The sequence below is a fragment of the Hydrogenophaga pseudoflava genome (genome assembly GCF_004353865.1).
GTDB lineage: Bacteria > Pseudomonadota > Gammaproteobacteria > Burkholderiales > Burkholderiaceae_C > Hydrogenophaga > Hydrogenophaga pseudoflava.
Map to the genome: position 1 here is coordinate 3,942,618 of NZ_CP037867.1, position 26,460 is coordinate 3,969,077.

The following is a 26,460-nucleotide window of genomic DNA, read 5'->3' on the forward strand; positions in this document are numbered from 1 at the left end:
GTACCGTCGATATCTATATGCTGGATCCTCGAAGCACCTATTCCTACCGCATTTGCCATGAGTATCTTTGTCATTGACGACCATCCCCTGATGCGCGAGGCCGTCGTCATGCTGCTTCGCCGCCTGCGGACCTCGACCCAGGTGATTGAACTGGAGCGTCTGGCGACCGTCAGCCGTGCCATCGCCGAACACGGCGAGCCCGAACTGGTGTGCCTGGACCTCAAGCTGCCCGACACCCATGGTGTGTCGGGTGTGCGGGAAATCCGCCAGATGCTGCCCGACACCTCGCTCATCGTGCTCTCGGCTTCCCCGGCTTCCGACTACGAGGACCTGGCCCGCGAAGCCGGCGCCGACGCCTATGTGGAGAAGTCGGCCGGAGCGGCGCAGATCGGTCGCGTGCTGCGCGAATTTCTGGCCGATGAGCCGGAAGACGAGAACGCCCCGACGATTCCCGAGAAGCTATCCAAGCGCCAGAAACAGTTGCTGGTCATGCTCGACCGGGGTCTGTCCAACCGCGACATCGCCGAGCAGCTGCAGATCAGCGAGCACACGGTCAAGGTGCACCTGTGGCGCCTGTTCCGCCGCCTGAACGTCAAGAGCCGCTCGCAGGCCAGCCACCTCGCCCGTACCGCCGGCCTTCTGGACATGTGATTCAGGTCGGCACGTCCGGCACACCCTGCTGCTGGGTGTAGAGCGGGATCATCACCCGGAACACGCTGCCCCGGTTGGCCTCGGAGGAAAGGGCCAGCTGGTAACCCATCATCGTCGCCAGCTTGGAGACGATGGTGAGCCCCAGACCCAGGCTGTCCTCGGTGCCATGGTGCTGCGAAACCCGGAAGAACTCCTGGAAGATGGCCTGCTGGTGCTCGCGGGCGATGCCCACACCGGTGTCCCACACCTCGAACAGCAGCATGTCCTCGCGGTAGCGCAGGCCCAGCAACACGCCCCCCTTGCTCGTGTGCTTGAGGGCATTGGACAGCAGGTTGCCCAGGATGCGCCGCAACACCACAGGATCGGCCCAGATCACGGCAGGACGGGTGTGGGTGCGCAACCGGATCGACTTGCCCGCAGCAACCGGTGCGAATTGCAGCGACAGATCGGCGAACAATTGCTGGACATTCACGTGCTGGAGCCGCACCTTGTAGTTGCCTGCGTCGATGCGTGTGAGGTCGAACAGCGAGTCGAACAGCTCGTTGATCGCCCGGGTGGACTGCAGGATGCGCGGTGAGATGTCGCGCGCCATCTCCGGCTCGGTGGCCAGCCAGTCGGCGTACAGGCTGAGCGCATGCACCGGCTGGCGCAGGTCGTGTGCGGCAGAGGCCAGGAAGCGGTTCTTGGTTGCCACGGCGCGCAGGGAAGCCCGGGTTTGCTGCGTCAGGGAGTCGATCAGCTCCTGGTTTGAAAACTGGAGCTCGAAGCTGGAACGGTAGACCTCGTTGAGGCGTTTGCCGGCAGACATCAGCAACCACCAGAACAGCACCAGCAAGACCAGCAGACCCGCGCTGGTGTCAATGGGCATCGCATTGGGCGACTGCTGGGACACCGTGAAAGGCGCCGCGACCAGAGCGCCCGCAACCACCAGCACCACGGTGTTGGCGTAGACGCGGAACACGGGCAGATAGGGGCTGAACGAAACCAGCGAAATCAGTCCCTGGCCCATCACCAGCATCCCGCAGATGAACTGCACCCCGACACCCGATCGTCCGTAGCTCATTGGCACGACACTGGCCCAGAGGAAGGCGATGGCCACCCAGGACCACTGGTAGCGCCTGATGAAGGTCTTGCGCCGCGAGCCTTCCTGAATGTCAAACTTGAGGCGGTAGACGCCCAGCATGCGGTAGCGGAACCCGATCATGAAGAGCAGCGCGATCACCCAGCCCAGGAGCACGAACAGGTTGACCTCGTTCCACAGCATGAAGACCACCAGGGGAATGGCCATGAGGGCGGCCCCGAGGGTGGGCATCACGTTGTCCATGAGCACGGCAATCAACCGTGAATTCACCCACTGGTCTCGCACCTCGGCGGTGGCCGGTACGTGCTGGTAGGTGGCGGGCTGGGTGTCGACAAGCATGTGATGCGCTCTGGGTGGGTGGCATTGTCGCACCGCGCCCGGGTCGGTGAGTCGCGGAAAAAGCGACACCCAAGCTGCTGCTAGAATGCAGGGCTTGACCGCGGAGAGGTGGCAGAGTGGTCGAATGCACCGGATTCGAAATCCGGCGTACAGGTTCTCCTGTACCGAGGGTTCGAATCCCTCCTTCTCCGCCACAGATAGGTTTCAGGACTTCCACAGAAGTACAGAAACACCCCGAAAAGCCCCGCACTGCGGGGCTTTTTCGTTTGTGGACGTTCAACAGCGTCCATTTACAGCCGGGCACAACCGGGGGCATATTTGGGGGCACGAATCGGCGTTTTCCGATGCCCCCAGCAAAAATGCCCCCATGCCCCTTACAAAGCTTGAATGCGACCGGGCCACTTGTGCCCCCAGCAAGCCTTACACCCGCCTGGCCGATGGCCTGGGCATGTACCTGGAAGTCACGGCAGCGGGTGGCAAGTACTGGCGCATGAAGTACCGCCACGCCGGCAAGGAAAAGCGCCTGGCCCTGGGGGTGTACCCCGACGTCACACTGGCCGAAGCCCGCAAGCGCCGGGACAAGGCTCGCGACGCCCTGGCCACTGGTGAAGACCCTGGTCAGCTCAAGCGAGAGGCGAAGCTGAAACGCGCCCTGATGGACGCTACCACCTTCGAGGCCGTGGCCCGGCAGTGGTGGGCGCACTGGAAGGGGCCACGCAGCCCACGCCACGCGGACTATGTGATTCGGCGCCTGGAAGCCGATGTGTTCCCCGCCATCGGTGCCCGGCCGGTGGCCAGCATCACGGCCCCGCAGTTGCTGGCCATGGCAAAGGGCATCGAAGCACGGGGCGCCCTGGACATTGCAAAGCGGTCCCTGCAGACCTGCGGTCAGATCATGCGGTACGCGGTGGCGCATGGCGTGATCGAACGCAACCCGGCCGCCGACGTGCGCCCGTCCGACGCCCTCAAGCCACGCCAGAAAGAGAACTACGCCAGGCTGGACGCGAAGGACGTGCCCGAGCTGCTGCGCAAGATCGAGGCGTACCAAGGCAGCCCCTACACCCGGCTGGCCATGAAGCTGATGGCCCTTACCTTTGTGCGCACGGGCGAGCTGATCGGCGCCCGCTGGTCAGAGTTCGACCTGGAGGCGGCGGAATGGCGCATCCCGGCCGAACGCATGAAGATGCGGACCCCACACATCGTGCCCTTGGCCCCGCAGGCAGTGGAAGTGCTGCAGGCCCTGCAAACCGTATCGGGTGGCCGCGCCCTGCTGTTCCCCGGTGAACGCGACCACGAGCGGCCCATGTCCAACAACACGATCTTGGCTGCTCTCAAGCGCATGGGCTACGCCGGCCGAATGACTGGCCACGGCTTCCGGGGGCTGGCTTCGACCATCCTGCATGAGCAGGGCTACCCGCACCACGTGATCGAACTGCAACTGGCGCACCAGGAACGCGACCAGGTGGCCGCTGCCTACAACCATGCCACCTACCTGAAGGAGCGCCGCGCAATGATGAACGACTGGGCGAAACATCTAGACAGCATGAGAAAGGGTGCGGAAGTCATCACGCTACGAAATCGCCAAGCTTGAGACGAATGGTGTACGCACCAGCACGACATGCTCGACGAGTAGTAGCACTGCGAGAAGTAGACGGATAGCGAGGGCCGCTACAACCACAAGGCAATCGACAACAACTACGCCGACTACTACAAGTTCGTCGAATGCTCCGACATTCAGTTTTTCAACTGCGCAATCAGACATAAGCAGTTGATTTTGCAGGTTTTTTTTGCAGCCCCCTACGTGCGAAAGCTGTACGACCGCTTGCCTCCAAACCGGTGGCAAGTCGTTGATTTTCCAGTCCGGAGCGCCGTTTTGCCGTCTCCGCTGCACAAGGCTTCGTACCAAGCATCGCATCATTGCGCCATGTCCATTCACCTTGGAGCGCAACAAGTGCAAGCAAACCCCAACGAACTACGCGGCAAGCCCGAGCTGCTGCTTCGCCTGCCAGAAGTCGAGCGTCTGACCGGCTTGAAAAAGTCCAGCCTCTACGCCGGCATGAAAGCCGGAACGTTCCCCGCCTGCATACGGCTGTCTGTGCGCGCAGTGGCGTGGCGCGAGTCGGACATCGCCGTCTGGCAATCGCAGCGCCAACTGGCCCAGTGAGTCATTTGCCATGGCCAATGGACGCCAGGGGCGAAAACGGATCAACACCGACCGAGATCCGGGTGGATTCGTTGCATTGCCTTGGAGTGTGCTGGACAGCTCCGCCTACAAAGGCTTGGGGCTTCCAGCAAAGGCACTGCTCATGGAGATCGCCAGGCAACTCACCGGCAACAACAACGGGTGCATGCGCGCCTCTGGGGCTTACCTGAAACCACGCGGCTGGTCGAGCAACGACGTGATCACGCGAGCCTTGAAGGACCTGATCAACGCCGGGCTGGTTCATCAAACGGTGATGGGACACCGCCCCAACAAGGCGAGTTGGTATGCGGTCACCTGGCAGAGGCTGGAACGCAACCCAAAGTTCGACTACGGGGCATTTGAGACCTTTCAACGGGGTATGTACCGCGCAATGGACCCCCTGAAAATCGCACCCCTTACACCGTCTCACGGTGCAGGCAAGCCGCCCATAGCACCGTCTCACGGTGCAGCGGTTTCACCCTCTACACCGTCTCACGGTGCTATAGCCCCTGTTTCTCGGACTGGCCCTACACCGTCAGACGGTGACCATCTAGAGAAACCATTCTCTGCAATTCACTGAGTGCTGGCACCAGCACAGACCACGGAAGCCACTGGTGACCAGCGCAAAATTTCCTATTGATTTCGGAATATCAAAACGCGGGAGAACTTGACGATGGGCGGACCGAACAGCGGCCGAAGTGGCGGAAAGACATGCACCGATGACATGCGCTCACTCGACGTGAGGCGGCTGCATCGCGAAGGGCTCCTGATTGCCGGCAACACATTCGGCAGGACCTGGACCCATCGAGGCCGAGAAGTCGGAAGCATCCTGATCACTGTCGAGGAAAACCACGTGCAGCTCTGCTATCGGCAAAGCTGGCGCGGTGGCCCCTGGACCGATTGCGTGAACACAGTGATGCTCGATTGGTCAGACTGCCATTTCGGAGGTCGGAGGCCCTGGTGGTTCTGCCCCGGCTGCGGACGCAGGGTCGCCCTGCTCTACAGCGGCCGCGGCAGGTATGCGTGCCGGCACTGCTTCCAACTGGCCTACCGAAGTCAGCGAGAAACCCAGGAGGACCTGGCCGCACGGCGAGCCAACAAGGTCCGTGACCGACTGGGTTGGCCGAGAGGCGTCCTGAACCCTCAAGGAGAACGCCCCAAGGGCATGCACCTGAGCACGTACTACCGACTGCTTGACCAGCACAACCGCCACTCCATGCAGGCATTCGCAGGCATCGGGCGATCACTTGGGCTGATCAACAAACGGCTGAAAAAGATCAAATGACCTCGGTCGTGCAAGACCCGAAATCAGGCAGGGGTGCCGACAAGTTGCTCAAGCTCATCCACCGCCCGCGAAAACTCGGCGAGCAGAGAATGCGCCCAGCCCGTCGCCAATGCAGCCCGACAACCCTGGTAGTACCAAAGCTGCTTCTCAGCCGCTCCATTCGGAGTCTGGGCCATGGCTTCACGCCAGGGTTTCGCCCCCTGTGCCCGGATGTCGCGCAGCGTGTTGCTCAGGTTGTGCAGCTTGTCCGATGTCACCACCAACCGAGCGCGCGCCGGCTCGTGTTTCATGCGCTCGATGTACGCCTCCTTGCGGGGTCGCCAGGCGGGTTTCGGGTCCTCGAAGGTGTCGGTACAGCACTCGACGATGGCGGCCACATCCTCACCGAACATGACCCGCACGGTTTCCAGCATGGGCCGACCACCGCAGTCCTCAGCCGCGTCGTGCAGCAGCGCGGCGATGGCTTGGTCTTCGTCGCCACCGTATTCCAGCACCTGGGCACTGACGGCCATCAGGTGCGAGATGTACGGCGCCCCAAGTCCTTTGCGAACCTGGGTGGCGTGGATCTGATTGGCGAACTGCAGGGCCAGGGCAAACCGCGGGGACAGCAGGGGTGTTTCAGCGATGTTCATGCGCAGATCTTCCTCACGCCAGGACTTCAGGGCATGACCGACCGCGAACCTGGCTATCGCAGCCGGCCGGGAAACAATCAGAAGGGGAAAGCGTGGCAGAACAGGGCGAGAGCTCGCGGGCCACGGGCAAATTTTACCAGCCCGACAGGGCGCACAAACCCGCGTCAGAACGGTCAGATTCGTCGTGTAACCTTCCGCCAGGGAGCGCCGTCGCGCCTCAAGAACAACAGACCCGCATGTTTGAACAGACCTTCAAGAACATCGACGACATCCTGCACAAGGACGCAGGCTGCACCAGCGAGCTGGACTACACCGAGCAATCGAGCTGGCTGCTGTTCCTCAAGTACCTGGACGCGCTGGAGGCCGACAAGGCCATGGAAGCCGAGCTGGAAGGCCGGCCCTACGAATACCTGCTGGCCGAGCCCTTCCGCTGGAGTCAGTGGGCCGCGCCCAAGGGGGCGGACGGCAAGATCGACCACAACGCGGCCGCTACCGGCGATGACCTGCGCGATATGGTCAACAACCGGCTGTTCCCCTACCTGGCCGGCTTCAAGCAGCGCGCCAGCGGTCCGCAGACCATCGAATACAAGATCGGCGAGGTCTTCAGCGAGATCAAGAACAAGGTCCAGAGCGGCTACAACCTGCGCGATGTGATCGACCTGGTGGACGAACTGCGCTTCCGCTCGCAGGCTGAAAAACACGAGCTGTCCCACCTGTACGAAGTCAAGATCAAGAACATGGGCAACGCCGGGCGCAACGGCGGCGAGTACTACACACCGCGCCCGCTCATCCGCGCCATGATCCAGGTGCTCAAGCCCCGCATCGGCGAGCGCATCTACGACGGTGCCTGCGGCTCGGCCGGCTTCCTGTGCGAGGCCTACGACTACCTGGCCCCGCAGGCCACCAAGGCCGACGACCTGGAAACGCTGCAGAAGCGCACCTTCTACGGCAAGGAAAAGAAGAGTCTGGCCTATGTCATCGGGATCATGAACATGATCCTGCACGGCATCGAGGCGCCCAACATCGTGCACACCAACACACTGGGCGAAAACATCAACGACATCCAGGAGCGTGACCGCTACGACGTGATCCTCGCCAACCCGCCCTTTGGTGGCAAAGAGCGCAAAGAGGTGCAGCAGAACTTCCCCATCAAGACCGGGGAAACCGCGTTCCTGTTCATGCAGCACTTCATCAAGAGCCTGCGAGCGGGTGGTCGGGCGGCCATCGTCATCAAGAACACCTTCCTGAGCAACACCGACAACGCCAGCGTCAGCCTGCGCAAGCTGCTGCTGGAAAGCTGCAACCTGCACACGGTGCTGGACTGCCCCGGCGGCACCTTCCAGGGTGCGGGCGTCAAGACCGTGGTGCTGTTCTTTACCAAGGGCGAGCCCACGCAGCGGGTCTGGTACTACCAGCTCGACCCCGGCCGCAGCTTAGGCAAGACCAACCCGCTGAACGATGCAGACCTGGCTGAGTTCGTGGCGCTGCAGGCCACCGCCGCCACTTCGCCCAAGAGCTGGAGCGTGGACGTGGCGGGGATTGATGCCAGTACCTGGGATTTGTCGGTTAAGAACCCAGACGGCGGCGAGGTGGTGGCGCTGCGCACGCCCGCCGACATCCTGGACGAGATCGCGGCGCTGGATGCTGAGAGTGCCGAGGTGCTGGCGGTGATTCGGGGGTTGGTGGCGTGATGTCTGGTTGGCAAACAAAGCCCATTGGCGAGGTCTTTCGAGTTGTCAATGGCGGAACGCCCAAGACTGGCGTTCCAGCCTATTGGGATGGACAGCACCACTGGATCACACCGGCCGAAATGGGGGGACTGCCTTCGCCCTACCTGTCCGCGAGCCGCAGAACGCTGACCGATGAGGGGCTACGAGTTGGTGCAGAGCTGGTGCCAGCGAACTCCATCATCTTGTCGACTCGCGCGCCCATAGGCCATTTGGTAGTCAATGAAGTGCCGATGGCGTTCAACCAGGGCTGCAAGGGCTTGGTTCCTTTGTCGGGTGTCGACACAAAATTTGCCTACTACTTTCTACTGGCAAATGTCCCATTGCTGGACAGCTTGGGCACGGGCGCGACCTTCAAAGAGCTTTCAGGCGGCAAGCTCAAGGAGGTGCTTTTTAGCTTTCCTTCGGTGCAGGAACAGCACCGCATCGTCGCAATCCTCGACGAAGCGTTCGAGGGCATCGCCACCGCCAAGGCCAACGCCGAGAAGAACCTGCAGAACGCCCGCGAGTTGTTCGACGGCTACTTGCATTCGGTGTTCACTGAGCGGGGGAGCAACTGGCTCGATTCCACAGTAGGCGAGTGCATTCGCTTTATCGACTACCGTGGGAAGACACCAGTAAAAACGAACAGTGGTTTGCGCCTTATCACGGCCAAGAACGTGAAGATGGGCTTTCTCCAAAGAGCGCCCGAAGAGTTTGTCGCACCAGAGTCCTACGATGGCTGGATGACGCGAGGCATCCCGAAATTGGGCGATGTGCTGTTCACCACCGAAGCACCATTGGCAAACGTGGCACAGCTCGACACCTCGGAGAAGGTCGTGTTTGCGCAGCGGATCATCATCATGCAGCCTGATCCAAGAAGTTTGGACAGTACTTTTTTGAAGTACATGCTGTTGTCGCCGCCCATCCAGCAACGCATTCGTGAAAAGGGCACCGGTGCGACCGTGCAGGGCATCAAAGCGAGCTTGCTGAAGGGAATCAAAATCTCTTTCCCTGGGTCCCTTACTGAGCAACATCGAATTGTTGGCAAGCTCGATGCTCTTTCTGATGAGACGGAGTCTCTTAGGGCGATATACGAACGCAAACTCGCCGCCCTCGACGAACTCAAAAAGTCGCTGTTGCATCAGGCCTTCAGCGGCCAGCTATGACATGGTCTCGTACAGCAGCGCAGGTCGGGACGCGATGGCAGAGGCAGAGGTCAGTCTGCTGCTGGCCCTGCACCTAATCCGGTCAGGTCTGGCCCATGCCGACGTATCGGTCGCCTTGGACGGTGCCCAGATTCGCGTTGGCGACCAGCAGCACTTCGAAGTGCCCTCGTTCTTGTCCCGTCACGGTTGGCTGCGCTCGGAGCCGGGCCAGCGTTGGCAAGGCCGCTACCTGGCTGCCGGCTTCGAGCACGCCATTGAGGTTCATTCCAGCCCCGGTCTGGGTGATGTGACCACGACTCTGGCCGATCAAAGGCCGCTGATCGTGGAGGCCAAGAAGGGCAGCCTGAGCCCGTCAAAGTCGAGCGCCGAATACAAGTTGATGCGGGAGGCCCTAGGCCAGTTGCTGACGCTGGAGGAGGTGCCGGCCAACGCCGTGCTGGTCGTTGCGGTGCCGCACGGAGAGCGCTTTGTCAAACTGGCCGACCGATGGCGTCGGGCACCCCTGATCGCCCGATTGGGCATCCATATCGTGACGGTGGGTGTTGACGGCACCGTGCACGGGCTGGACCTCTGACCAGGGTAGGGCTGCGTCTATAGAATGGTTTCATGGACCGTATCCACGCCGTCAACCGCGAACGCATCGAATGGTGCTGTGCCGAGCAGGGCATGGCGCCAGGCGAACTGGCGGGCGTGCTGGACATGTCGGCCGACCGCTGGGAAGCGTTCTGGACTGACGAAGCGGGACTGACCTTCAACCAGTTGCGCAAGCTGGCCGAGCATTTCGGCCGGGGCGTGCTGTTCTTCCTTGAAGCTGGTCCGGTGGCAGCGGAACAGGTGCACACACCGCAGTTCCGTACCCTGGCACAGCAAAAGCCTGAGCTGTCGCAGCGTCTGCGGCTGCTGATCGAGCGGGTGGAGCGTCAAAGGGCCTTGTTCCTCAGTCTTCGCGAAGACCTGGACGATGCGCTCTGGTCGCCGTTTGAGGCGCCTGAACTGCCAGCAGGAAACGTGGCAGCGGCTGCCAGGGCCACACGGCTGTGGCTGGAGCTGGGCGAAGGCAAGAACGACTTTGAGAGCTACCGCAAGGCCGTGGAGGCTAAAGGCATCCTGGTGTTTCGCACCAACGGCTACAACGGTCCCTGGCAGATTGCCAAAGAAAGCCCTGTGGCGGGTTTCGCGCTGTACGACCCGCAGTGCCCCGTCATCGTGGTGAAAAAAATGGCCTCGGACGCGCCGCAGGCCTTCACCCTGATGCACGAACTGGCCCATGTGCTGCTGCACAAGGCGAGCTGGATCGACGACGAGGCCGACCTGCGCTCCACCCAAGGACGTGAGCAGGAAGCCAATCTGTTCGCCGGGCTGGTGCTGGTGCCCGACCATTTCCTGGCAAGTATCAGCGATGCAGATCGCCCCGACGATGTGGCGGGCTTCAACGAGTGGCTTAAACCCCAGCGCAATGCCTGGGGCGTGAGTGCCGAAGTGATCTTGCGCCGCCTGCTGGCGGTGGGGCGTTTGCCGCAGGCAACCTACCAGGCCTACAGAGCCTGGAGCCTGGAAGCCGGCAACAACATGAAAGACGAGGGAGGCACGCGCAAATACCGACATCGCGAGCCAAAACACATTTTTGGTGATCGGTATGTGCGCACCGTGCTGAACTCCCTCAGCGCTCGGCGCATCACGCTGTCCAAGGCCAGTGGCTATCTGGACGGCTTGAAGATTGCCGATGTGCATGAGCTGGAGCGGCACTATGCGGGTGCTTGACGCCTCAGCCATCATTTACGCGTGGGACAACTACCCCCCGGCTCAGTTTCCGGGGCTTTGGAGCTGGCTGGCCAACGAGCTGAAGACGCTTGAGCTGGCCATCCCGGTGGTGGCGCTGGAAGAGGTCGGACACAAGTTGCCTGAATGCGCGCAGTGGCTAAAGAACACCGAAGTGCTGAGGCTGCCGATCAGCGAGGCCGCATTGATGGCCGCCATGGCGATCAAGGATGCGATTGGGGTGGTGAATGACCAGTACCACCCGAAGGGCGTGGATGAAAACGACCTGTTCATCATCGCGGTCGCAAAGGTGCACGGGGCCGAGCTGATCACGAACGAGGCTCGGCAGTTTGGTGCTCAGATCGACACACGCAAGTACAAGATCCCCGCCGTTTGCGACATGGCAGCCGTAGGGGTAACCACCATGAACTTCCTGGAGTACATCCAGAAGTCTCAGCGGGTGTTCTGATCGCGGTGACCGTGGACATGGCCCAGGGCGAACACCAACCTGACGGAACCATCTCGACTTGGTTGGCGCTGGAGAGTTTTGGTTTTCAGCCAGACAAGAGCGTTTTTCCAAACGACGGGTCGGCCATGTCCATTGACCTCGGAAGCTTCAAGTTGTCTGCAGCCCGGATGCCCAATCTCATGTTGGTCGATGTGGTCGCCTTCACGGGCCTATACCGGTCGCCGCGAACCATTGCCTCCATTGAGTTCGACATGCCCACCACTGTTTCATCGATTGAACAGGGAGCAGCCTGGATTGCATGGCATTTGCAGAAGCAACTCCCGAGTCGCGAAACTGCGTTCTCGTTGAAGCAAGCCGCGTTTGTTTTGCTAGGGCTCAAGCACCTGGACACCCTTCCCTGGGTGCAGCGGGCAGCCAGCTATGAAAGGCGCCCACGGTGCTGGGTTGAACGATCCTGGATGCGTCAGGCCTTGCGGCAGCTCTGCAAAAACCTGGAAGGTGCTGTTGCTGAAGACATGGTCACGATCGCTTTTGATAGCCGGATACTGACTTTCAGCGGAAGGGACTGGGTCGTGCCAATGCCCGCAAAGGGTGAAACCTGGGTTTCAGAGATTCAAATCCCGGCAGTGAACCTCACATCACTTCCCGCGAGGCTGAATGACGAAGACATTCTGGTCTCAATTTGGGACGATGGCCTTTGTATCGGCAATCGCCTGTTTAAAGGGGCGGTTCCCGTGGACAAGGACACTCACGGCGAGGTCCTACCGACCTTCACGACCACCGACTCTCAGCCATGAATAAAGCCGATCCGGGTGGTGTGTCGGGAAAGCTCACCCGGCCGGGCTATGTGTCGTTCTGGGTGTGTTTTCTTGATTGGGTTTTGATTCTTGGGCTGGCTTCAGGAACGAAAGAAGAATGAAGACCATATAAATCAAAGGCTTGCGATCACTTCAGATCGCATCATTTTTTGATCCAGTTTTACTGGATCGCTGGCAAAACGAAAAGAGCGCAGGAGGAACCATGTCCACGCAACGCTATTCCGTCACCCCACATCCCATCGAAACACTGCTGACCTGGGTAAAGTCAGGCGAGATCGCCATCCCAGAGATCCAGCGCCCCTTCGTATGGGAAGCCACCCAAGTGCGCAACCTGCTGGATTCGCTGTATCAGGGCTACCCGGTGGGCTACTTGATTGCCTGGCGCAACCCGACGGTCAAGCTCAAGGATGGTTCGGCTTCGGCGGGCAAGCGCATCCTGATTGATGGGCAGCAGCGCGTAACGGCGCTGATGGCGGCTTTACTAGGCACCGAGGTGCTGACCGAGGACTACGAGACAGTACAGATCCGCATCGCCTTCAACCCCCAGGAAGAGAAGTTCGAGGTGGCCAACCCGGCCATTCGCAAAAACCCTGCGTGGCTGCCCGACGTGGCCACCGTATTCGACAGCAAGACCAGCCTGTTCCAATTGGTTGCGGCCTACTGTGACGCCAACAAGCAGTGCTCACAGGATGCGGTATTCAAGGTGATTGAGCGACTGAGGGGCATCGTGCACAACCATGTGGGGGTAATCGAGCTTGCGGAGGACCTGAGCATCGAGACCGTGACCGAGATCTTCATTCGCGTGAACTCGGCGGGTAAGGCACTGTCGCAAGCCGATTTCGCCATGTCAAAAATCGCGGTGAACGAGACCTACGGCGGCAACGTGTTGCGCAAAGCCATCGACTACTTCTGCCACTTGGCCGTGGCCCCGGAGTTCAAAGGCAAGATCGAAAAGGGCGACAAGGCCTTTGTGGAGTCGGAGTTCTACCCGAAGATGAAGTGGATCTGCGATGTCAACGACGACATCTACGACCCCGACTACACCGACATGTTGCGTGTGGCCTTCACCTCGGAGTTTGGGCGCGGCAAGCTTCAGGACTTGGTGGCGCTGCTCTCGGGACGGAACTTCGAGACCAAGGCCTACGAAGATTCCATCGCGGAGGAATCATTCGAGAAGCTGAAGCGGGGCATCTTGGCCTTCATCAACGAAACGCACTTCGACCGCATCACGATGATCCTGCGGTCGGCAGGGTTCATCACCAGCGACCTGATCAGCAGCCAGAACGCGGTGAACTTCGCATACATCATCTACTTGCGTGGCCGTAAGGAAGGAGTGCCTGCTGCAGAACTGGAGCAACTGGTGCGGCGCTGGTACGCCATGTCGGTTCTGCGTGGGCGCTACAGTGGTTCGCCGGAGTCACAGTTCGACTTCGATATCCGCCAGATCGACAGCCGAGGCGTGAAGGACTACGTGAATGCCGTGATCCCCAACGAACTCCCAGACAGTTTCTGGACCGGGATGCTGCCGCAGTTCATGGACACCTCGTCCATCAAGAGCCCGTATTTCCTCTGTTACAAGGCTGCTCAGGTCAAGTTGGGCGACAAAGGCTTCCTGTCGCGTGACATCACCGTTCGGGACCTGCTGCTGAACCGGGCCGATGTGCACCACGTCTACCCAAGGCAGTACCTCAAGGAAAAGGGCCTGACCAGCGGGTCCTACAACCAGATCGCCAACTACGTGATCGCCCAAAGCGAGATCAACATCGCCATCGGTGCGAAGGCGCCCCTTGTCTACTTTGACGAGCTGCGACAACAGGTGGAACTTGGGACCAAAAAGTACGGCGGCATCACGGACAAGAACGAACTGGAAGCCAACCTGGAGACCAACTGCATTCCAGCAGGCGTGCTGTCAGGTGACGTACCTGACTACTACGGGTTCCTTGAGATGCGCCGGCACTTGATGGCGCAGAAGATCAAGACTTGGTTTGCAGGGCTGTGATGACTGGGGAGTCAATGCCAGCAGGTGGATATATAGACTGTCAACCATGAACGAAGCCGAAACCCGCGCCGAACACATCGACCCCGCGCTCAAAGCTGCGGGCTGGGGTGTGGTTGAGGGCAGTCGCGTGCTGCGGGAACACGGCATCACCGCCGGCCGACTGCAGGGTGCAGGTCAGCGCGCCAGAGCCGAAATAGCCGACTACGTACTGGTTTACCGTAACACCAAGCTGGCTGTGATTGAGGCCAAGGCCTGGGACAAACCTTGCGCGGAAGGTGTGGCGCAGGCCAAGAGCTACGCGGCCAAGCTTTCGCTGCGCTTCGCGTTTGCGACCAACGGGCAGAGCATCTACCGCATGGACATGGCGGCCGGTGACGAATGTGACGTACCTGCTTTCCCGACGCCTGAAGCGTTGTGGGCGCTGACCTATGCCGTGGCCAATGCCTGGCGCGAGCGCTTTGCAGCCGTTCCATTTGAAGACAAGGGCGGAACTTGGCAAGGCCGGTACTACCAGGACATCGCCATTCAACGCGTGCTGGACGCCGTGGGCGAGGGGCGCGACCGTGTGCTGCTGACGCTGGCCACTGGAACAGGCAAGACCTTCATCGCCTTCCAACTGGCCTGGAAGCTCTACCAGGCGCGCTGGAACCTGACGGACTGGCGCAAGGCCGACGCAACGCCGGAAGAGCTGGGTACGCGGCGCCCGCGCATCCTGTTTCTGGCGGACCGCAACATCCTGGCAGATCAGGCCTACAACGCGTTCTCGGCGTTCCCTGACGATGCGCTGGTGCGCATCGCACCGGACGAGATCAAGCGCAAGGGTCGGGTGCCCAAGAACGGCAGCGTCTTCTTCACGATCTTCCAGACCTTCATGAGCGGTCCCGGGGACACGCCGTACTTTGGCGACTACCCGCCCGACTTCTTCGACCTGATCATCATCGACGAGTGCCACCGGGGCGGAGCGAACGACGAAAGCAGTTGGCGAGACATCCTCAACTACTTCAGCCCGGCGGTTCAACTGGGGCTGACGGCCACCCCTAAGCGGACCCTCAACACCGACACCTACGCCTACTTCGGCGAGCCGGTGTATGTTTACTCGCTCAAGGACGGCATCAACGACGGCTTTCTGACGCCGTTCCGGGTGAAGCAGATCGCCACGACGATGGACGAGTACGTCTACACCGCCGATGACGAGGTGCTGTTGGGCCAGGTGGAACAGGGCAAACGCTACGAAGAGAAGGACTTCAACCGCGTCATCGAGATCAAGGAGCGCGAGGTCCATCGGGTGAAGATGATGCTGGGCATGATCGACCAGCGTGAGAAGACCATCGTTTTCTGTGCGACACAATCGCATGCTGCCCTAGTGCGTGACCTGATCAACCAGAACGCGAGCAGCACGAACCCGCTGTACTGCGCCCGTGTCACGGCCAACGATGGTGCGTTGGGGGAGCAGTACTTGCGGGACTTCCAGGACAACGAGAAGACCATCCCGACGGTGCTAACCACGTCACAGAAGCTCTCCACCGGGGTGGACGCGCGCAATGTGCGGAACATCGTGCTGATGCGGCCTGTGAACTCGATGATCGAGTTCAAGCAGATCATCGGCCGGGGCACGCGGCTGTACGACGGCAAGGACTACTTCACGATCCTGGACTTCGTGAAGGCGCACCACCTGTTCAGTGATCCGGAATGGGATGGCGAGCCCATCGAGCCGGAGCAGCCTCAACCGCGGCCAGTACGACCTGTCGGGGGCGAGGAAGACGAGCCCCCACCGGTTGGACCTGGTCCTTTGCCTGAGCACAGGCCAGAGAAGCTGGTGATTAAGCTGGCAGACGGGAAGGCACGGCAGATTCAGCACATGTCGGTCACCACGTTCTGGGGACCTGACGGCAAGCCACTCTCTCCGGCACAGTTTCTGGAAAGCCTGTTTGGCGCGCTACCTGAGTTCTTCAAGAACGAGGACGAACTGCGCGCCATCTGGGCCGACCCGACCACGCGCAAGGGTTTGCTTGATGCGCTGGCCGAGAGAGGCTTTGGGCGGGAGCCACTGGCCGAAATGCAGCGCGTCATTGACGCAGAGAAGAGCGACCTGTTCGATGTGCTCGCGTACGTGGCGTTTGCACTGCCCACCCATACCCGGTCTGAGCGCGCAGCAAATGCCAAAGCCAAGGCCAGCGGGACCTATGGCTACAAGCAGCAGGCCTTCATTGAGTTCGTGCTGGGCCAGTACGTCGCACAAGGGGTGGATGAGCTGGCGCCGGAAAAGCTGACACCTCTGCTCCGCCTCCGTTACAACAACGCGCTGGCCGATGCGGCAACAGATCTGGGATCCCCTGAGCAGATTCGCCAGACGTTCATAGGCTTTCAACGATTTCTCTACGGACAACCGTGAGTCTGCCGCGTTCCCTTGTGCTCATGGGTTGTGGTGCTTCCCCAACGAGCGAGCGACATTCGACAGGCGGTATCCCGACAGGTTCAGCTTCAGGGGTCACACTCTCCAGCCACGCTGATCTGGGGGCATATTTGGGGGCACAAAGCATACCACCTCATCCAGAAAGTGAGGTTTTTCAATGCTTCCGGGCCATGATGTGAAGCCCTCCTTCCCGCCAGGAATTCGTTCCGCTTCAGCGCCCACTTCCGAGTGGGCGTTGTCGTTTCTGAGCGTTGTTCAGTCCCCCAGCAGGGCCGCCAGACCGCCCTCTGGCTCGAAGCGCCGGTTGCGGTAGCGCAGCCGTGTCGGCCCGATCCAGACGGGCTCGCGCACCGGGTGCGCGGGATCGCCCGGGTAGCAGATCACGCGCTCGCCGTGGTCGTCGAACGGCTGCGGCTCGATCAGGGCCGGCGGGCGCTGGCGAGCCAGGTCGAGCGCCCCGACCACATCCCGGATGCGCACCAGCTGCACCAGGCTCATGATCTGCGGCGGCGCCAGGTCGATCTCGCCGGCCCAGTAGCGCTGCAAGCCTTCGGCCGGAGGTACCCACACCACCTCGGTGGCCTCGAAGTCGTCGTGCACCGCCTCCTGGTCCGGCGGCGCGACGGCAACGAAGAAGCGGGTGTCGAAGCGCTTGCGGGTCACCGACGGCTGGCGTGGCGTGATCCAGCGTGACCAGGGCCACAACGAATCCGCAGGCAGCGCCAGCGCGCATTCCTCGCGGGTCTCGCGCAGCGCCGAGGCAAACAGGCCGCGCGCCACCACCGGCGCCAGACCGGGCTCGGCCAGCGCCTGTGCAAACCAGCCGGCGTCGTGGTCCAGGCCCGGCAGCGCCGCCTCGCTGTCCTGCTCGTCCAGCTTGCCACCCGGGAACACGTGTACGCCACCCAGCACGCCCGAATCCCCGTGGCGGCGCACCATCAGCACCTCCAGGCCGCGCGCGCCATCGCGCAACACCATCACGGTGGCGGAGTCGATTGGCGCGCAGTCGACCGCGTCGAAGTGGATCTCGATGGCCATGCGGATCAGCCGGCGGCTTTCGGTGGTGGCTGCCAGCGGAAGAACATAGGGTAGACCTTCTCGACCACCGGTCCGTCGAAGGCCCAGGCTTTGCACTGGCCCAGGTGCATGGGCGGACGTCCGTCGCCCGCAGGCGCAAACGAGGACGAGCGGGTCTGGAAAGCCGCAGTGGCCAGATTGAACAGCAGCTCGCGCAGGTGGGTGCAGCCGATGGTGCCACCCAGGTGGCGTTCAATAGTCTTGCGCCAGCCCTTGCCCAGCGTCTCGCCGATCAGGCCCTGCATCGGCGGCATGGCCTGCGGGCAGGGGTCGTGCGGATGGGCATCCATGCTGACCTGCACATCACGGATCACCATGGCCTCGTCGACCGTGACCCGGATGCTCATGTGGTGGATCGGCTCGTGGGGTGCCCATTCCCCCTCGCCCTCGATCTCGAAGGCGTGCGGCTTGGTGTCGAGCATCTCGCCCTCGATATCCCACAGGCCGTCGTCGCGGCGGAAGCCGCGGTACTCGACACGGCGGGTGTGCATGGGGGTGCGGGCAACGGGCGGCGGCAGAGGCAAGGCAGAAGCTCCATCGGGGAACAGACGAACAGACACCATTGTCTCCGCAGCGCCGGCCCGGTCATGTCACCCGAGTCGCTGCGGAGGTGGCGGCTGCTGGCCGCGGTGCAGGCGCCACTGCGCGGCGGCACCGCACAGCGCCAGGCCCAGCATCAGCCAGCCCAGGTTGACCGCGCCCTCGTGGTGGAACAGGCCAACGGCAAACCCACCGACCGCGCCCATGAGCTGCTGCGACAGGCCGGCCACGGCGGCAGCCGACCCTGCCAGCGCCGGCAGCAAGCCCACCGTGCCGGCCAGCGCCGGCGGCACCAGCAGGCCGTGGCCGATGCCCAGCAGCACCAGCGGCAGCGCGAACGCCAGCGGGTTGTTCAGCCCCGCCAGCGCCAGCAGCAGCATCAGCGCCACGCCACCAACCGTGAGCGCCTGCCCGAGCCGCATGATGCGGCGCTCGCTGATTCGGTGCGACAGGTGCATGGTCAGGTAGTTGCCCACGATGTACGAGCCCGGGATGGCCATGATGTAGAAACCGATGCCGTCGGGCCCCACCCCGTAGCTGCCCAGCACGATGGGTGCGCCGCCGAGGAAGGCGTAGAAGGTGGCGCTGATCATGGCCAGCAGCAGCACGTGCAGGCCGAACGAGGGCTCGCGCGCCAGCTGCGCGTAGGACGAGAGCATGGCCTTGAGCCAGTGCGGCTGCACGCCGGTGCCGCTCTGGTGCTCGGGCAGGCCGCGCCAGGCCGCAATGAACAGCAGCACGGCGAGCACCGCCATGACGACGAAGTTCGACTGCCAGCCCAGGCGCACATGCAGTTGCCCGCCGATGATGGTGGCCAGCGGGGGACACAGGCCCATGGCCATGCCCACGTAGGCCATCACGCGCGTGCGCTCGGGCCCGGCGAACAGGTCCTGCACCAGCGCCCGGCCAATCACCATGCAGGCCGCACTGCCGGCGCCCTGCAGCAGCCGCGCCAGCACCAGGGTCGGGAGGTCGGGTGCGAAGACCGCCATCACCGAGCCTGCGAAGGCGATGACCAGGCCGATCATCAGGATGCGCTTGCGGCCCAGCCGATCCGACAGCGGGCCGTAGACCAGCTGCAGCGAGCCGTAGGTGACGACGTAGCCGCTGAAGGTCAGCTGCACCGCCGCCTGGCTGGAGCCGAAAATCGCACCCCATTCCTGCATCGACGGCAGGCAGATGGTCATGGCCAACAGGCCGAAGGCAAGCTGAGCCAGCAGGTTGGCGATCAGCAGGCGGTGGGGAGCGGTGGGAGTGGCGGATGCGGTCATGAAGCCCCCGAGGCTACCGTGATTTGCACGCAAGTCGCGTCCGCTGCGAGATACCCCCCGCTAACATGGCGCCATGAACACCCAGTACTGGCTGATGAAGTCCGAGCCCGAGGAGTGCTCGATCGACGACGCCCTGGCCGCGCCCGGCGCCTCCGTGCCCTGGACCGGCGTGCGCAACTACCAGGCGCGCAACTTCATGCGCGACGCGATGCAGGTGGGCGACGGCGTGCTGTTCTACCACTCCAGCTGCGCCGAACCGGGCATCGTGGGCCTGGCGCGTGTGGCGTCCGAGATCCGTCCCGACCCGACACAGTTCGACCCGGCCTCACCCTACTTCGACCCCAAGTCCTCACCCGACAAACCGCGCTGGCTGCTGCGGGATGTGCAGGCGCTGAAGAAGACCCGGCTGATCGGTCTGCCCGAGCTGCGCGCCACGCCCGAGCTGGCCGAGATGGTGGTGCTGCAGCGCGGCAGCCGGCTCTCGATCACGCCGGTGAGCGAGGCGCACTGGACCTTCATCACTCGGCGGCTGTTGGGCGATTGACAACGCGCATCGGGCCGGCGCCGGCGATCACCGCCGCGCGCACGTCGCGCTGCAAACCCACCGCCATCTGCACCTCGGCCACCAGGAACATCGGGCCCACGAGCAGGCCGCGCAGGTCGTCGAAAAAGGCCGGTTTGCGGCCTTCCCACACATGCCCGACCGCCTGGAACACCCAGCCGACCACAAAGCTGCCCAGCCCCCAGGCGAGCCAGGAGGGCATGTCCGCCTCAGCGAGGGGATCGGCCAGCGCCACCATCGCCCCCAGCACCGCGAGGGTGGGCACCGTCAGCGACCAGCGCCCTTGCCTCAAGTACCAGACGCCTGTCAGCGCCCAGACCAGCCAGTGCGCGCCCGGCAGCAGGGCATCGGCCCCGCCCAGCGGCACGCGCGCCAGCATCACCGCGATGCCGAAGGCGATCAGCGGGATGCCGACAAAGTGGGTCGCGATGTTGCGCGGGTCGCGGTGGTAGCACGCGTACTCGATCAGCTGGCGGGTGGCGGTGTCCATGCGTGTCTCCTTGTCGTGGCAGCCGTGAAAGCGGCAAGGATGGCGGTACGGCGCCAGGGCGTCTGTCAAAATTTCGACAAACCCCGCCGGCACCGCACCGTCTTGCGGGCAAACCCCTAGCCGCCATGCCCGCATCCACCCCGGCCCCGCCCGGCCTGCACACTGCCCTGGCCAGCGATGAATGGTTCAGCGCCTGCGACCCGGCGCTGCAGGCCGAGTTGCTGCGCCTGGCCCGCATGCGCCACCTGGTGCCCGGTGAACCGCTTTTCGCGCGTGGCGGCGAAGCCGACGGCCTGTGTGCCGTGGTCGCGGGCGCGTTGCGCATTGGCGCCCTCAACGCCGAGGGCCACAACGCCTTGCTCGCCTACCTGGAGCCCTACCAATGGTTCGGCGAGATCTCGCTCATCGACGGTCGCCCGCGCACCCACGACGCCGTGGCCGACGGTCCCACCCAAGTGCTGGTGGTGCCGCGAGAGGCGCTGCTGGCCTGGCTGGACACCCACCCGGCGATGTGGCGCGAACTGGCTCGGCTGGCCTGCCGCAAGCTGCGTGTGCTGTTCATCGCGGTGGAAGAGCTGGCCCAGCTGCCGCTGGAAGAGCGCGTGTGGCGCCGGCTGCAGCTGGTGGCCCGCGGCTACGGCAGCCGCGACGCGCCGCGCCGGCGCATCCGCCTGTCGCAGGAGCTGCTGGCCCAGATGCTGGGCGTGAGCCGCCAGAGCATCAACAAGGCGCTCAAGGCGCTGGAAGCCGGCGGGCGGCTGCGGCTGCACTATGGGGAGATCGAGCTGCCGGCCCCTAGTGAAAATCCCGGCTCCCCGGCGCCAGCCGGCCCAGCAGCGGGTTGAGGTTTTCCAGCCGGCCGGCGATCAGGTTGCAGACCTCCCCTTCGCGCTGCCAGACGCCGTGCACAGCCAGCAGGCGGGAGCCGGTGAGCTCGGCGCGCTGGCGCTCGCGCAGCGCGCGCCAGACGATGACCTGCACCGTGCCGGTCTCGTCCTCCAGCGTCACGAAGACCACACCTTGCGAGGTGCCCGGCTGCTGGCGACAGGTGACGATGCCGCAGGCGCGCACCAGGCGGCCGTCGGGCGCGGCCTTCAGTTGTTCGGCGGTCATGAAGCGGCGCTTTTGCAGCCGCTCGCGCAGCAGGGCCAGCGGGTGCCGGCGCAGGGTCAGGCTGGTGCTCGCGTAGTCCCAGACGATGGCCTCGCCTTCGGGCGCTTCGTCGAGTGCAAGCGTGGCCTCGTTGACCGGCGCGCGGCGCAGGATGGCGGGCGCCGCCTGCAGCGCGGAGGCGTCCCAGACCTGCTGGCGGCGGTGGCCGGCCAGGCTCTGCAGCGCGTCGGCGGCGGCCAGTTGCTGCAGGGTCTGGCGGTCGAGTTGCGCGCGCAGGGCCAGATCCTCGGTGCTGGTGAAGGGCCGTTCGGCGCGGGCGGCGCTGATGCGCAAGGCCTCTTCTTTGGACAGTCCGCTCACCAGCCGAAGCCCCAGCCGCACCACCGGGTGGCCCGGTGCCTCGGGCGCGGGCATGTCTTCGAGCGTGCAGTCCCAGTCGCTGTGGCCCACGTCCACCGGTCGCACCACCACGCCGTGGCGCTGCGCGTCCTGCACCAGCTGGCTGGGGGTGTAGAAGCCCAGCGGCTGGCTGTTGAGCATGGCGGCCAGGAACTCGGCCGGGTGGTGGCGCTTGATCCAGCAGCTGTCGTAGACCAGCAGCGCAAAGCTGACCGCGTGGCTTTCTGGGAAGCCGTAGCTGGAGAAGCCCTTGACCTGTTCGACCACGCGCTGCGCGAATTCGAGCGGGTAGTCGTTGCGCGTCATGCCGTCGATCAGCCGGTGTTCGTAGGCCCCCAGGCCGCCGGTGCGCCGCCAGGCGCCCATGGCGCGGCGCAGGCCGTCGGCCTCGCCGGGGGTGAAGTCGGCCGCGATCATGGCGATCTGCATGCACTGCTCCTGGAACACCGGCACGCCCAGCGTGCGTTCCAGCGCGGCCTCCAGGCCCTTGGGGTAATCGACGTCTTCCTTGCCCTGGCGCCGCCGCAGATACGGATGCACCGCCCCGCCCTGGATCGGGCCGGGCCGCACCAGCGCGACCTCGACCACAAGGTCGTAGAAGGTGCGCGGCCGCAGGCGCGGCAGCATGGCCATCTGCGCGCGGCTCTCGATCTGGAACACGCCCACGGTGTCGGCGGCACAGATCATGTCGAAGGTGGCCTCGTCTTTGTCGGGAATGGTGTGCAGGGGCATGGGCCGGCCGCGCCGCCGGCCGATGAAGTCCAGCGACTTGCGGATGGCCGTCAGCATGCCCAGTGCCAGCACGTCGACCTTGAGCAGGCCCATGGCGTCGAGGTCGTCCTTGTCCCACTGGATGACGGTGCGGTCGGGCATGGACGCGTTTTCGATCGGCACCAGCCGCGCCAGCGGGCCGCTGGTGAGCACAAAGCCGCCGGTGTGCTGCGAGAGGTGGCGCGGGAAGCCCAGCAACTGCTTGACCAGGGTGACGAACTGGCGCGCCGCCAGGCTGTCCGGGTCCAGCCCGGCCTCGCGCAGCCGCGTGTCGGCCAGGCCGTCCTCGTCCCACCAGCGGTGGTCGCGCGCCAGCCGCTCCAGCAGCTCGTCGTCAAAGCCCAGGGCCTTGCCCACGTCGCGCACCGTGCTGCGCGGGCGGTAGCTGATGACGGTGGCGGTGAGCGCGGCGCGGTCACGGCCGTACTTGCGGTAGAGGTACTGGATGACCTCTTCGCGCCGCTCGTGTTCGAAGTCCACGTCGATGTCGGGCGGCTCGTTGCGCTCTTTCGAGAGGAAGCGCTCGAACAGCAGCGAGGAGCGCGCCGGGTCCACCGCCGTCACGCCCAGGCAATAGCAGACCGCGCTGTTGGCGGCCGAGCCACGGCCCTGGCAGAGGATGCCTTCGCCACGCGCGAAGGCCACGATGTCGTGCACGGTGAGGAAGTAGTGCTCGTAGCCCAGCTCGGTGATGAGGGCGAGTTCGTGTTCGATCTGGTCGCGCACTTTGCCCGGCACACCCGCCGGCCAGTGCGCGGCGGCGCCGGCTTCGGTGAGCGCACGCAGATGCTGCGCCGGCGTCCGGCCTTCGGGCACCACCTCGGCCGGGTACTGGTAGCGCAGCTCGTCCAGCGACCACTTCGTGCAGCGGCCGGCAATGTGCAGAGTTTCGGCCAGCAGATCGGGCGGAAAGCTCTGTGCCAGCCGCACGCGGGTGCGCAGGTGCTGCTCGGCGTTGGGCGCGAGCGCGAAGCCGCACTCTGTCAGCGGCCGGCCAATGCGGATGGCGGTCAGCACATCCTGCAGCGGCTTTCGCGAGCGCACGTGCATGTGCACATCGCCCACCGCCACCAGCGGCACGGCCGTGAGCGCGCCGGCCTCGCGCAGGCGGTGCAGGTGGATGGCGTCATCCAGCCGGCCCAGCTGCGTCACGCCCAGCCAGCAACGCCCCAGGAAGGCGCCGAGCAACCATTGCGCGGTGGCGTTGCACTGGTCTTGTGTGGTGCCGCGCGGCGGCACGGCGATGGCCAGGCAGTCGGTCAGGGCCTCTGGGTTCACATCGCCGAGCCGCAGTCGGTACGTGCCCTTGTCGGCCGAGCGGCGCAGCCGCGTGATGAGCTCGCAGAGGTTGCCGTAACCGTTGAGATTCGTGGCCAGCAGCAGCAGGGTGAAGTCGCCGCTGGGGCCGCCCTCGGCCTGCACGCGGAACTGGCTGCCCACGATGAGCGGCAGGCCGTGCTTTTTGGCGGCCACGTGCGCCCGTGCGATGCCGGCCATGGAGCATTCGTCGGTGACGGCCAGTGCGGTGTAGCCCATGGCCTGGGCGCGCAGCACCAGTTCCTCGGCGTGGCTGGCGCCGCGCAGGAAAGTGAAGTTGGAGCAGCACAGCAGCTCGGCGTAGTCGGGCAGGGACATGGCTGGTCTTCAAGCAAAAAAGCCGTGAAGAAACCAGGCCGGCTCTTGCGCCAGCCGCGTCTGGAACACCCACAGCACCCCCGCCAGCGGCGACTGGGCGACCCAGTAGTCGCGCACCGCGTGGCGGGAGTGACCTGCGGCCTCGTCGCGGTCCCACCAGCCGCCCTCCACGCGCTGGGGACCGAGCAGCAGCTGCAGCTCGCCCTGGTACAGCGGCCGGTGCTGGCGCACCAGCAGCTTCAGCGGCCGGTCCAGCAGCAAGGATGGCTGCGGCCCCGCGGGCACCACCGGCCAGGCCCCGCGCGGCAGCGCCTGCGCGGCCGGCTGCCAGCGGCCCATCGCCTCGGGCCGGTGGTCTTCGCACAGCAGCGGCCGGACCACCCGGTCCTCGCCCAGCCGCACCGCCAACCGCTCCAGCACCAGGGCCAGCGGCTCCCGGCCGCGGGCGTCGTCGGGCAGCCACGACGCGCTCTGCGGCGCCAGCGGCACCACGCCTTCGGCCGTCAGCCGCAGATCACCCACCGGGGCGGCCAGCGCGACATGCGAGAGGTGCTCGGCCAGCAGCCGCGCGAGGTGCCCGGCCTCGCGCGTGGGCTCGGCCGTGCGCACGGTCAGCTGCCCGCCCTCGCTCACCCCGCGCGAGCGCATCGCGTCGTGCGCCCAGTGCAGGGTGAACGCCGTCACGCCGCTGTGCCGCGCCGACAGCCAGGCCGCAAGCTGCAGCAGCAGGCGGCGCGCGCCGAAGACCAGGGTTTCCGCGCTGTCCACCCGGTGCGGCAGCTCCAGCCGCGCATCGAACACCGCCGGCAGCGTGACCCAGACGTGCGTCTCGGGGGCGCGGCCGTAGGCCTGGTCCAGCGCCGCCAGCAGCGCCGCATCGAACCGCCGCGCCAGCCCCGCGCGCGGCAGCCGCCGCAGATCGCCCAGCGTGCGACAGCCGATGCGCGCCAGGGTCGGCTGGTGCGGCCGCACGGCGCTCAGGGTCGCCATCGGCAGCGCGTCCAGCGCGCGCGCCAGCGGCGGCGACACCCCGTCCTCCACCTCCGCGCGCGCCAGCGCCAGCGCGGCCAGGGCGTTGGGTGCCCAGGCCAGGGCCACCGCCCCCAGTTCCTGCGCCTCGCCCCAGAGCCGTTCGCGCAGCGCCGCCCGCCCGCCGAACAGGCGCAGGCTGGCCGCCACCTCCAGCAACACGGCCTCTTCGGCGATGGCGACACGGGGCGTGAACTGCAGCGCCCAGACCGCCAGCGCCTGCAGCGCCGCGTCAGTGGGGGACGGCGGGTCGTCGGTGCTCGGCAGTCGGAGTGCGGACCACAGCATGGTCGGCCTCGCGAGGAACAGGGAAACGGTCGGCGGCTCCATGGCCCAGGTCCAGGTCCAGCAGCCGGGGCGGCAGCACCGCCGACAGCCCGGCCGGCAGCGCCGGCAGCTGCAGCGTGTGCGCCAGTGGTGGGCCCTTGCGCTTGATCACGTCGACCGCCAGGGCCCAGCCGGCACCCGGACGCACCAGCAGGCGCAGGGGCGCCGCCGACGATTCGCGCGCTGAGACTGCCGGCCGGCACAGCCACACCGGGCCTTCGTGCTCACTGGCCAGCACCTGCAGGCGCCGCAACTGCGCCGGCCGTGCCTGGGGCAGCCAGGCCAGCACCGCCCCGCAGCTGCCGGCCTTGACCAGCTGTTCGGTGGCCCAGAGGCGCTCGACCGGGGTGCCGGCCTGCACCCAGACCAGCTGCCGGGCTGTGACGCCGTACGGCAGCAGACCCGGCAGGTGCGGTGGCTGCGGCGGCCCGACCAGCACCACCTCCCGCCCGGTGGCGCAGACCCGGCCCAGCGCCGGCCCCAGCAGGCGGAACTCCAGGGCACCCGCTGGGCTCGACAACAGTTCGGTCAGCCCGAATCCGGGCCAGCCCCCGCCCGGCAAGGCTGCGTCAAGCGCCCCGAACCCGCTGGCGCAGCTGGCCGTGACCGGCCGGCCCAGCGTATCGCCGCGCCAGACGAGGGCGGACAGGCTGGCCGGCAGATCGCCGGACGGGCGGATGAACGGGGTGGGCATGGTGGCAGCAAGGACTCAAATACTGTTTTTATGTACAGTAAAAGAAATCG

The 26,460-nt window shown here is 64.7% G+C and carries 24 protein-coding genes and 1 tRNA gene; 16 read left to right on the top strand and 9 right to left on the bottom strand.

Annotation, left to right across the window (positions count from 1 at the left end; all coding sequences use genetic code 11):
* Nucleotides 1-57 precede the first annotated feature (57 nt).
* Nucleotides 58-651, top strand: coding sequence for a response regulator transcription factor (locus tag HPF_RS18940; protein ID WP_079365478.1), 594 nt, complete (start codon nucleotides 58-60; stop codon nucleotides 649-651).
* A gap of 1 nt (nucleotide 652) precedes the next feature.
* Here HPF_RS18940 and HPF_RS18945 read toward each other — a convergent pair whose 3' ends face one another.
* A complete protein-coding gene (locus HPF_RS18945) occupies nucleotides 653-2,071 on the bottom strand; it encodes a sensor histidine kinase (RefSeq protein ID WP_127805332.1) in 1,419 nt (472 codons plus the stop codon).
* Nucleotides 2,072-2,173: 102 nt separating this feature from the next.
* Between HPF_RS18945 and HPF_RS18950 the strand changes: the two genes are divergently transcribed.
* The 4 genes from HPF_RS18950 to HPF_RS18970 all read left to right on the top strand — a co-directional run bounded on the left by HPF_RS18950 (nucleotide 2,174) and on the right by HPF_RS18970 (nucleotide 5,538).
* A tRNA-Ser gene (locus tag HPF_RS18950) sits at nucleotides 2,174-2,265 on the top strand.
* 173 nt (nucleotides 2,266-2,438) lie between these two features.
* Nucleotides 2,439-3,662 carry a tyrosine-type recombinase/integrase gene (locus HPF_RS18955; RefSeq protein ID WP_133157521.1) on the top strand — a complete coding sequence of 408 codons (1,224 nt, stop codon included), beginning with the start codon at nucleotides 2,439-2,441 and terminating at the stop codon, nucleotides 3,660-3,662.
* A 333-nt stretch (nucleotides 3,663-3,995) separates the two neighbouring features.
* On the top strand, nucleotides 3,996-4,235 hold the full coding sequence (locus HPF_RS18960) for a helix-turn-helix transcriptional regulator (protein ID WP_133157522.1): 240 nt from the start codon (nucleotides 3,996-3,998) through the stop codon (nucleotides 4,233-4,235).
* Between the two features lie 742 nt (nucleotides 4,236-4,977).
* On the top strand, nucleotides 4,978-5,538 hold the full coding sequence (locus tag HPF_RS18970) for a hypothetical protein (RefSeq protein ID WP_207959217.1): 561 nt from the start codon (nucleotides 4,978-4,980) through the stop codon (nucleotides 5,536-5,538).
* 23 nt (nucleotides 5,539-5,561) lie between these two features.
* Here HPF_RS18970 and HPF_RS18975 read toward each other — a convergent pair whose 3' ends face one another.
* Nucleotides 5,562-6,170, bottom strand: coding sequence for an HD domain-containing protein (locus tag HPF_RS18975; protein WP_207959219.1), 609 nt, complete (start codon nucleotides 6,168-6,170; stop codon nucleotides 5,562-5,564).
* A 236-nt stretch (nucleotides 6,171-6,406) separates the two neighbouring features.
* Between HPF_RS18975 and HPF_RS18980 the strand changes: the two genes are divergently transcribed.
* From HPF_RS18980 to hsdR, 9 genes are all read left to right on the top strand, one after another.
* Nucleotides 6,407-7,861: a class I SAM-dependent DNA methyltransferase gene (locus tag HPF_RS18980; RefSeq protein ID WP_133157525.1), complete on the top strand. Its 1,455-nt coding sequence runs from the start codon at nucleotides 6,407-6,409 to the stop codon at nucleotides 7,859-7,861.
* Nucleotides 7,861-9,045 carry a restriction endonuclease subunit S gene (locus HPF_RS18985; protein ID WP_133157526.1) on the top strand — a complete coding sequence of 395 codons (1,185 nt, stop codon included), beginning with the start codon at nucleotides 7,861-7,863 and terminating at the stop codon, nucleotides 9,043-9,045. Before HPF_RS18980 ends, HPF_RS18985 begins: the two co-directional genes overlap by 1 nt.
* Before the next feature lies 1 nt (nucleotide 9,046).
* Nucleotides 9,047-9,619 (top strand): hypothetical protein, encoded by a 573-nt coding sequence (locus tag HPF_RS18990; protein ID WP_133157527.1) that lies wholly within the window; start codon nucleotides 9,047-9,049, stop codon nucleotides 9,617-9,619.
* 32 nt (nucleotides 9,620-9,651) lie between these two features.
* Nucleotides 9,652-10,806: an ImmA/IrrE family metallo-endopeptidase gene (locus HPF_RS18995; RefSeq protein ID WP_133157528.1), complete on the top strand. Its 1,155-nt coding sequence runs from the start codon at nucleotides 9,652-9,654 to the stop codon at nucleotides 10,804-10,806.
* A complete protein-coding gene (locus HPF_RS19000; RefSeq protein ID WP_133157529.1) occupies nucleotides 10,793-11,272 on the top strand; it encodes a DUF4411 family protein in 480 nt (159 codons plus the stop codon). Before HPF_RS18995 ends, HPF_RS19000 begins: the two co-directional genes overlap by 14 nt.
* A gap of 17 nt (nucleotides 11,273-11,289) precedes the next feature.
* Entirely contained in the window at nucleotides 11,290-12,069 is a 780-nt protein-coding gene (locus tag HPF_RS19005; protein WP_133157530.1) for a hypothetical protein, read from the top strand.
* On the top strand, nucleotides 12,066-12,191 hold the full coding sequence (locus tag HPF_RS24095; protein WP_279512598.1) for a hypothetical protein: 126 nt from the start codon (nucleotides 12,066-12,068) through the stop codon (nucleotides 12,189-12,191). Before HPF_RS19005 ends, HPF_RS24095 begins: the two co-directional genes overlap by 4 nt.
* A 101-nt stretch (nucleotides 12,192-12,292) precedes the next feature.
* On the top strand, nucleotides 12,293-14,089 hold the full coding sequence (locus HPF_RS19010) for a GmrSD restriction endonuclease domain-containing protein (RefSeq protein ID WP_133157531.1): 1,797 nt from the start codon (nucleotides 12,293-12,295) through the stop codon (nucleotides 14,087-14,089).
* A gap of 46 nt (nucleotides 14,090-14,135) precedes the next feature.
* A complete protein-coding gene (gene hsdR / locus HPF_RS19015; protein WP_133157532.1) occupies nucleotides 14,136-16,481 on the top strand; it encodes an EcoAI/FtnUII family type I restriction enzme subunit R in 2,346 nt (781 codons plus the stop codon).
* A 276-nt stretch (nucleotides 16,482-16,757) separates the two neighbouring features.
* On the opposite strand, the gene HPF_RS19020 is transcribed toward hsdR, so the two are convergent.
* The 3 genes from HPF_RS19020 to HPF_RS19030 form a co-directional block, all read right to left on the bottom strand.
* A complete protein-coding gene (locus tag HPF_RS19020; RefSeq protein WP_133157533.1) occupies nucleotides 16,758-17,540 on the bottom strand; it encodes an NUDIX hydrolase in 783 nt (260 codons plus the stop codon).
* Between the two features lie 5 nt (nucleotides 17,541-17,545).
* On the bottom strand, nucleotides 17,546-18,070 hold the full coding sequence (locus HPF_RS19025) for a DUF2889 domain-containing protein (RefSeq protein WP_243721621.1): 525 nt from the start codon (nucleotides 18,068-18,070) through the stop codon (nucleotides 17,546-17,548).
* A gap of 99 nt (nucleotides 18,071-18,169) precedes the next feature.
* On the bottom strand, nucleotides 18,170-19,390 hold the full coding sequence (locus tag HPF_RS19030; protein WP_133157535.1) for a multidrug effflux MFS transporter: 1,221 nt from the start codon (nucleotides 19,388-19,390) through the stop codon (nucleotides 18,170-18,172).
* 73 nt (nucleotides 19,391-19,463) lie between these two features.
* Between HPF_RS19030 and HPF_RS19035 the strand changes: the two genes are divergently transcribed.
* Nucleotides 19,464-19,934 (top strand): EVE domain-containing protein, encoded by a 471-nt coding sequence (locus HPF_RS19035; protein ID WP_066153277.1) that lies wholly within the window; start codon nucleotides 19,464-19,466, stop codon nucleotides 19,932-19,934.
* Here HPF_RS19035 and HPF_RS19040 read toward each other — a convergent pair.
* Complete coding sequence (locus HPF_RS19040) at nucleotides 19,909-20,442, bottom strand: Mpo1 family 2-hydroxy fatty acid dioxygenase (RefSeq protein WP_133157536.1); 534 nt, start codon at nucleotides 20,440-20,442, stop codon at nucleotides 19,909-19,911. The genes HPF_RS19035 and HPF_RS19040 overlap by 26 nt on opposite strands.
* A gap of 125 nt (nucleotides 20,443-20,567) precedes the next feature.
* Between HPF_RS19040 and HPF_RS19045 the strand changes: the two genes are divergently transcribed.
* Nucleotides 20,568-21,287, top strand: a complete 720-nt coding sequence (locus HPF_RS19045; protein ID WP_066153272.1) for a Crp/Fnr family transcriptional regulator — start codon at nucleotides 20,568-20,570, stop codon at nucleotides 21,285-21,287.
* Here the strand turns inward: HPF_RS19045 and HPF_RS19050 are convergent.
* The 3 genes from HPF_RS19050 to imuA are packed head-to-tail and all read right to left on the bottom strand — an operon-like array spanning nucleotide 21,238 to nucleotide 26,410.
* On the bottom strand, nucleotides 21,238-24,360 hold the full coding sequence (locus tag HPF_RS19050; protein WP_133157537.1) for an error-prone DNA polymerase: 3,123 nt from the start codon (nucleotides 24,358-24,360) through the stop codon (nucleotides 21,238-21,240). The two genes, HPF_RS19045 and HPF_RS19050, sit on opposite strands and share 50 nt — an antisense overlap.
* 9 nt (nucleotides 24,361-24,369) lie before the next feature.
* Nucleotides 24,370-25,677 carry a Y-family DNA polymerase gene (locus HPF_RS19055; RefSeq protein ID WP_133157538.1) on the bottom strand — a complete coding sequence of 436 codons (1,308 nt, stop codon included), beginning with the start codon at nucleotides 25,675-25,677 and terminating at the stop codon, nucleotides 24,370-24,372.
* Nucleotides 25,622-26,410 (bottom strand): translesion DNA synthesis-associated protein ImuA, encoded by a 789-nt coding sequence (gene imuA / locus HPF_RS19060; RefSeq protein ID WP_133157539.1) that lies wholly within the window; start codon nucleotides 26,408-26,410, stop codon nucleotides 25,622-25,624. Before imuA ends, HPF_RS19055 begins: the two co-directional genes overlap by 56 nt.
* Between the last annotated feature and the right edge of the window lie 50 nt (nucleotides 26,411-26,460).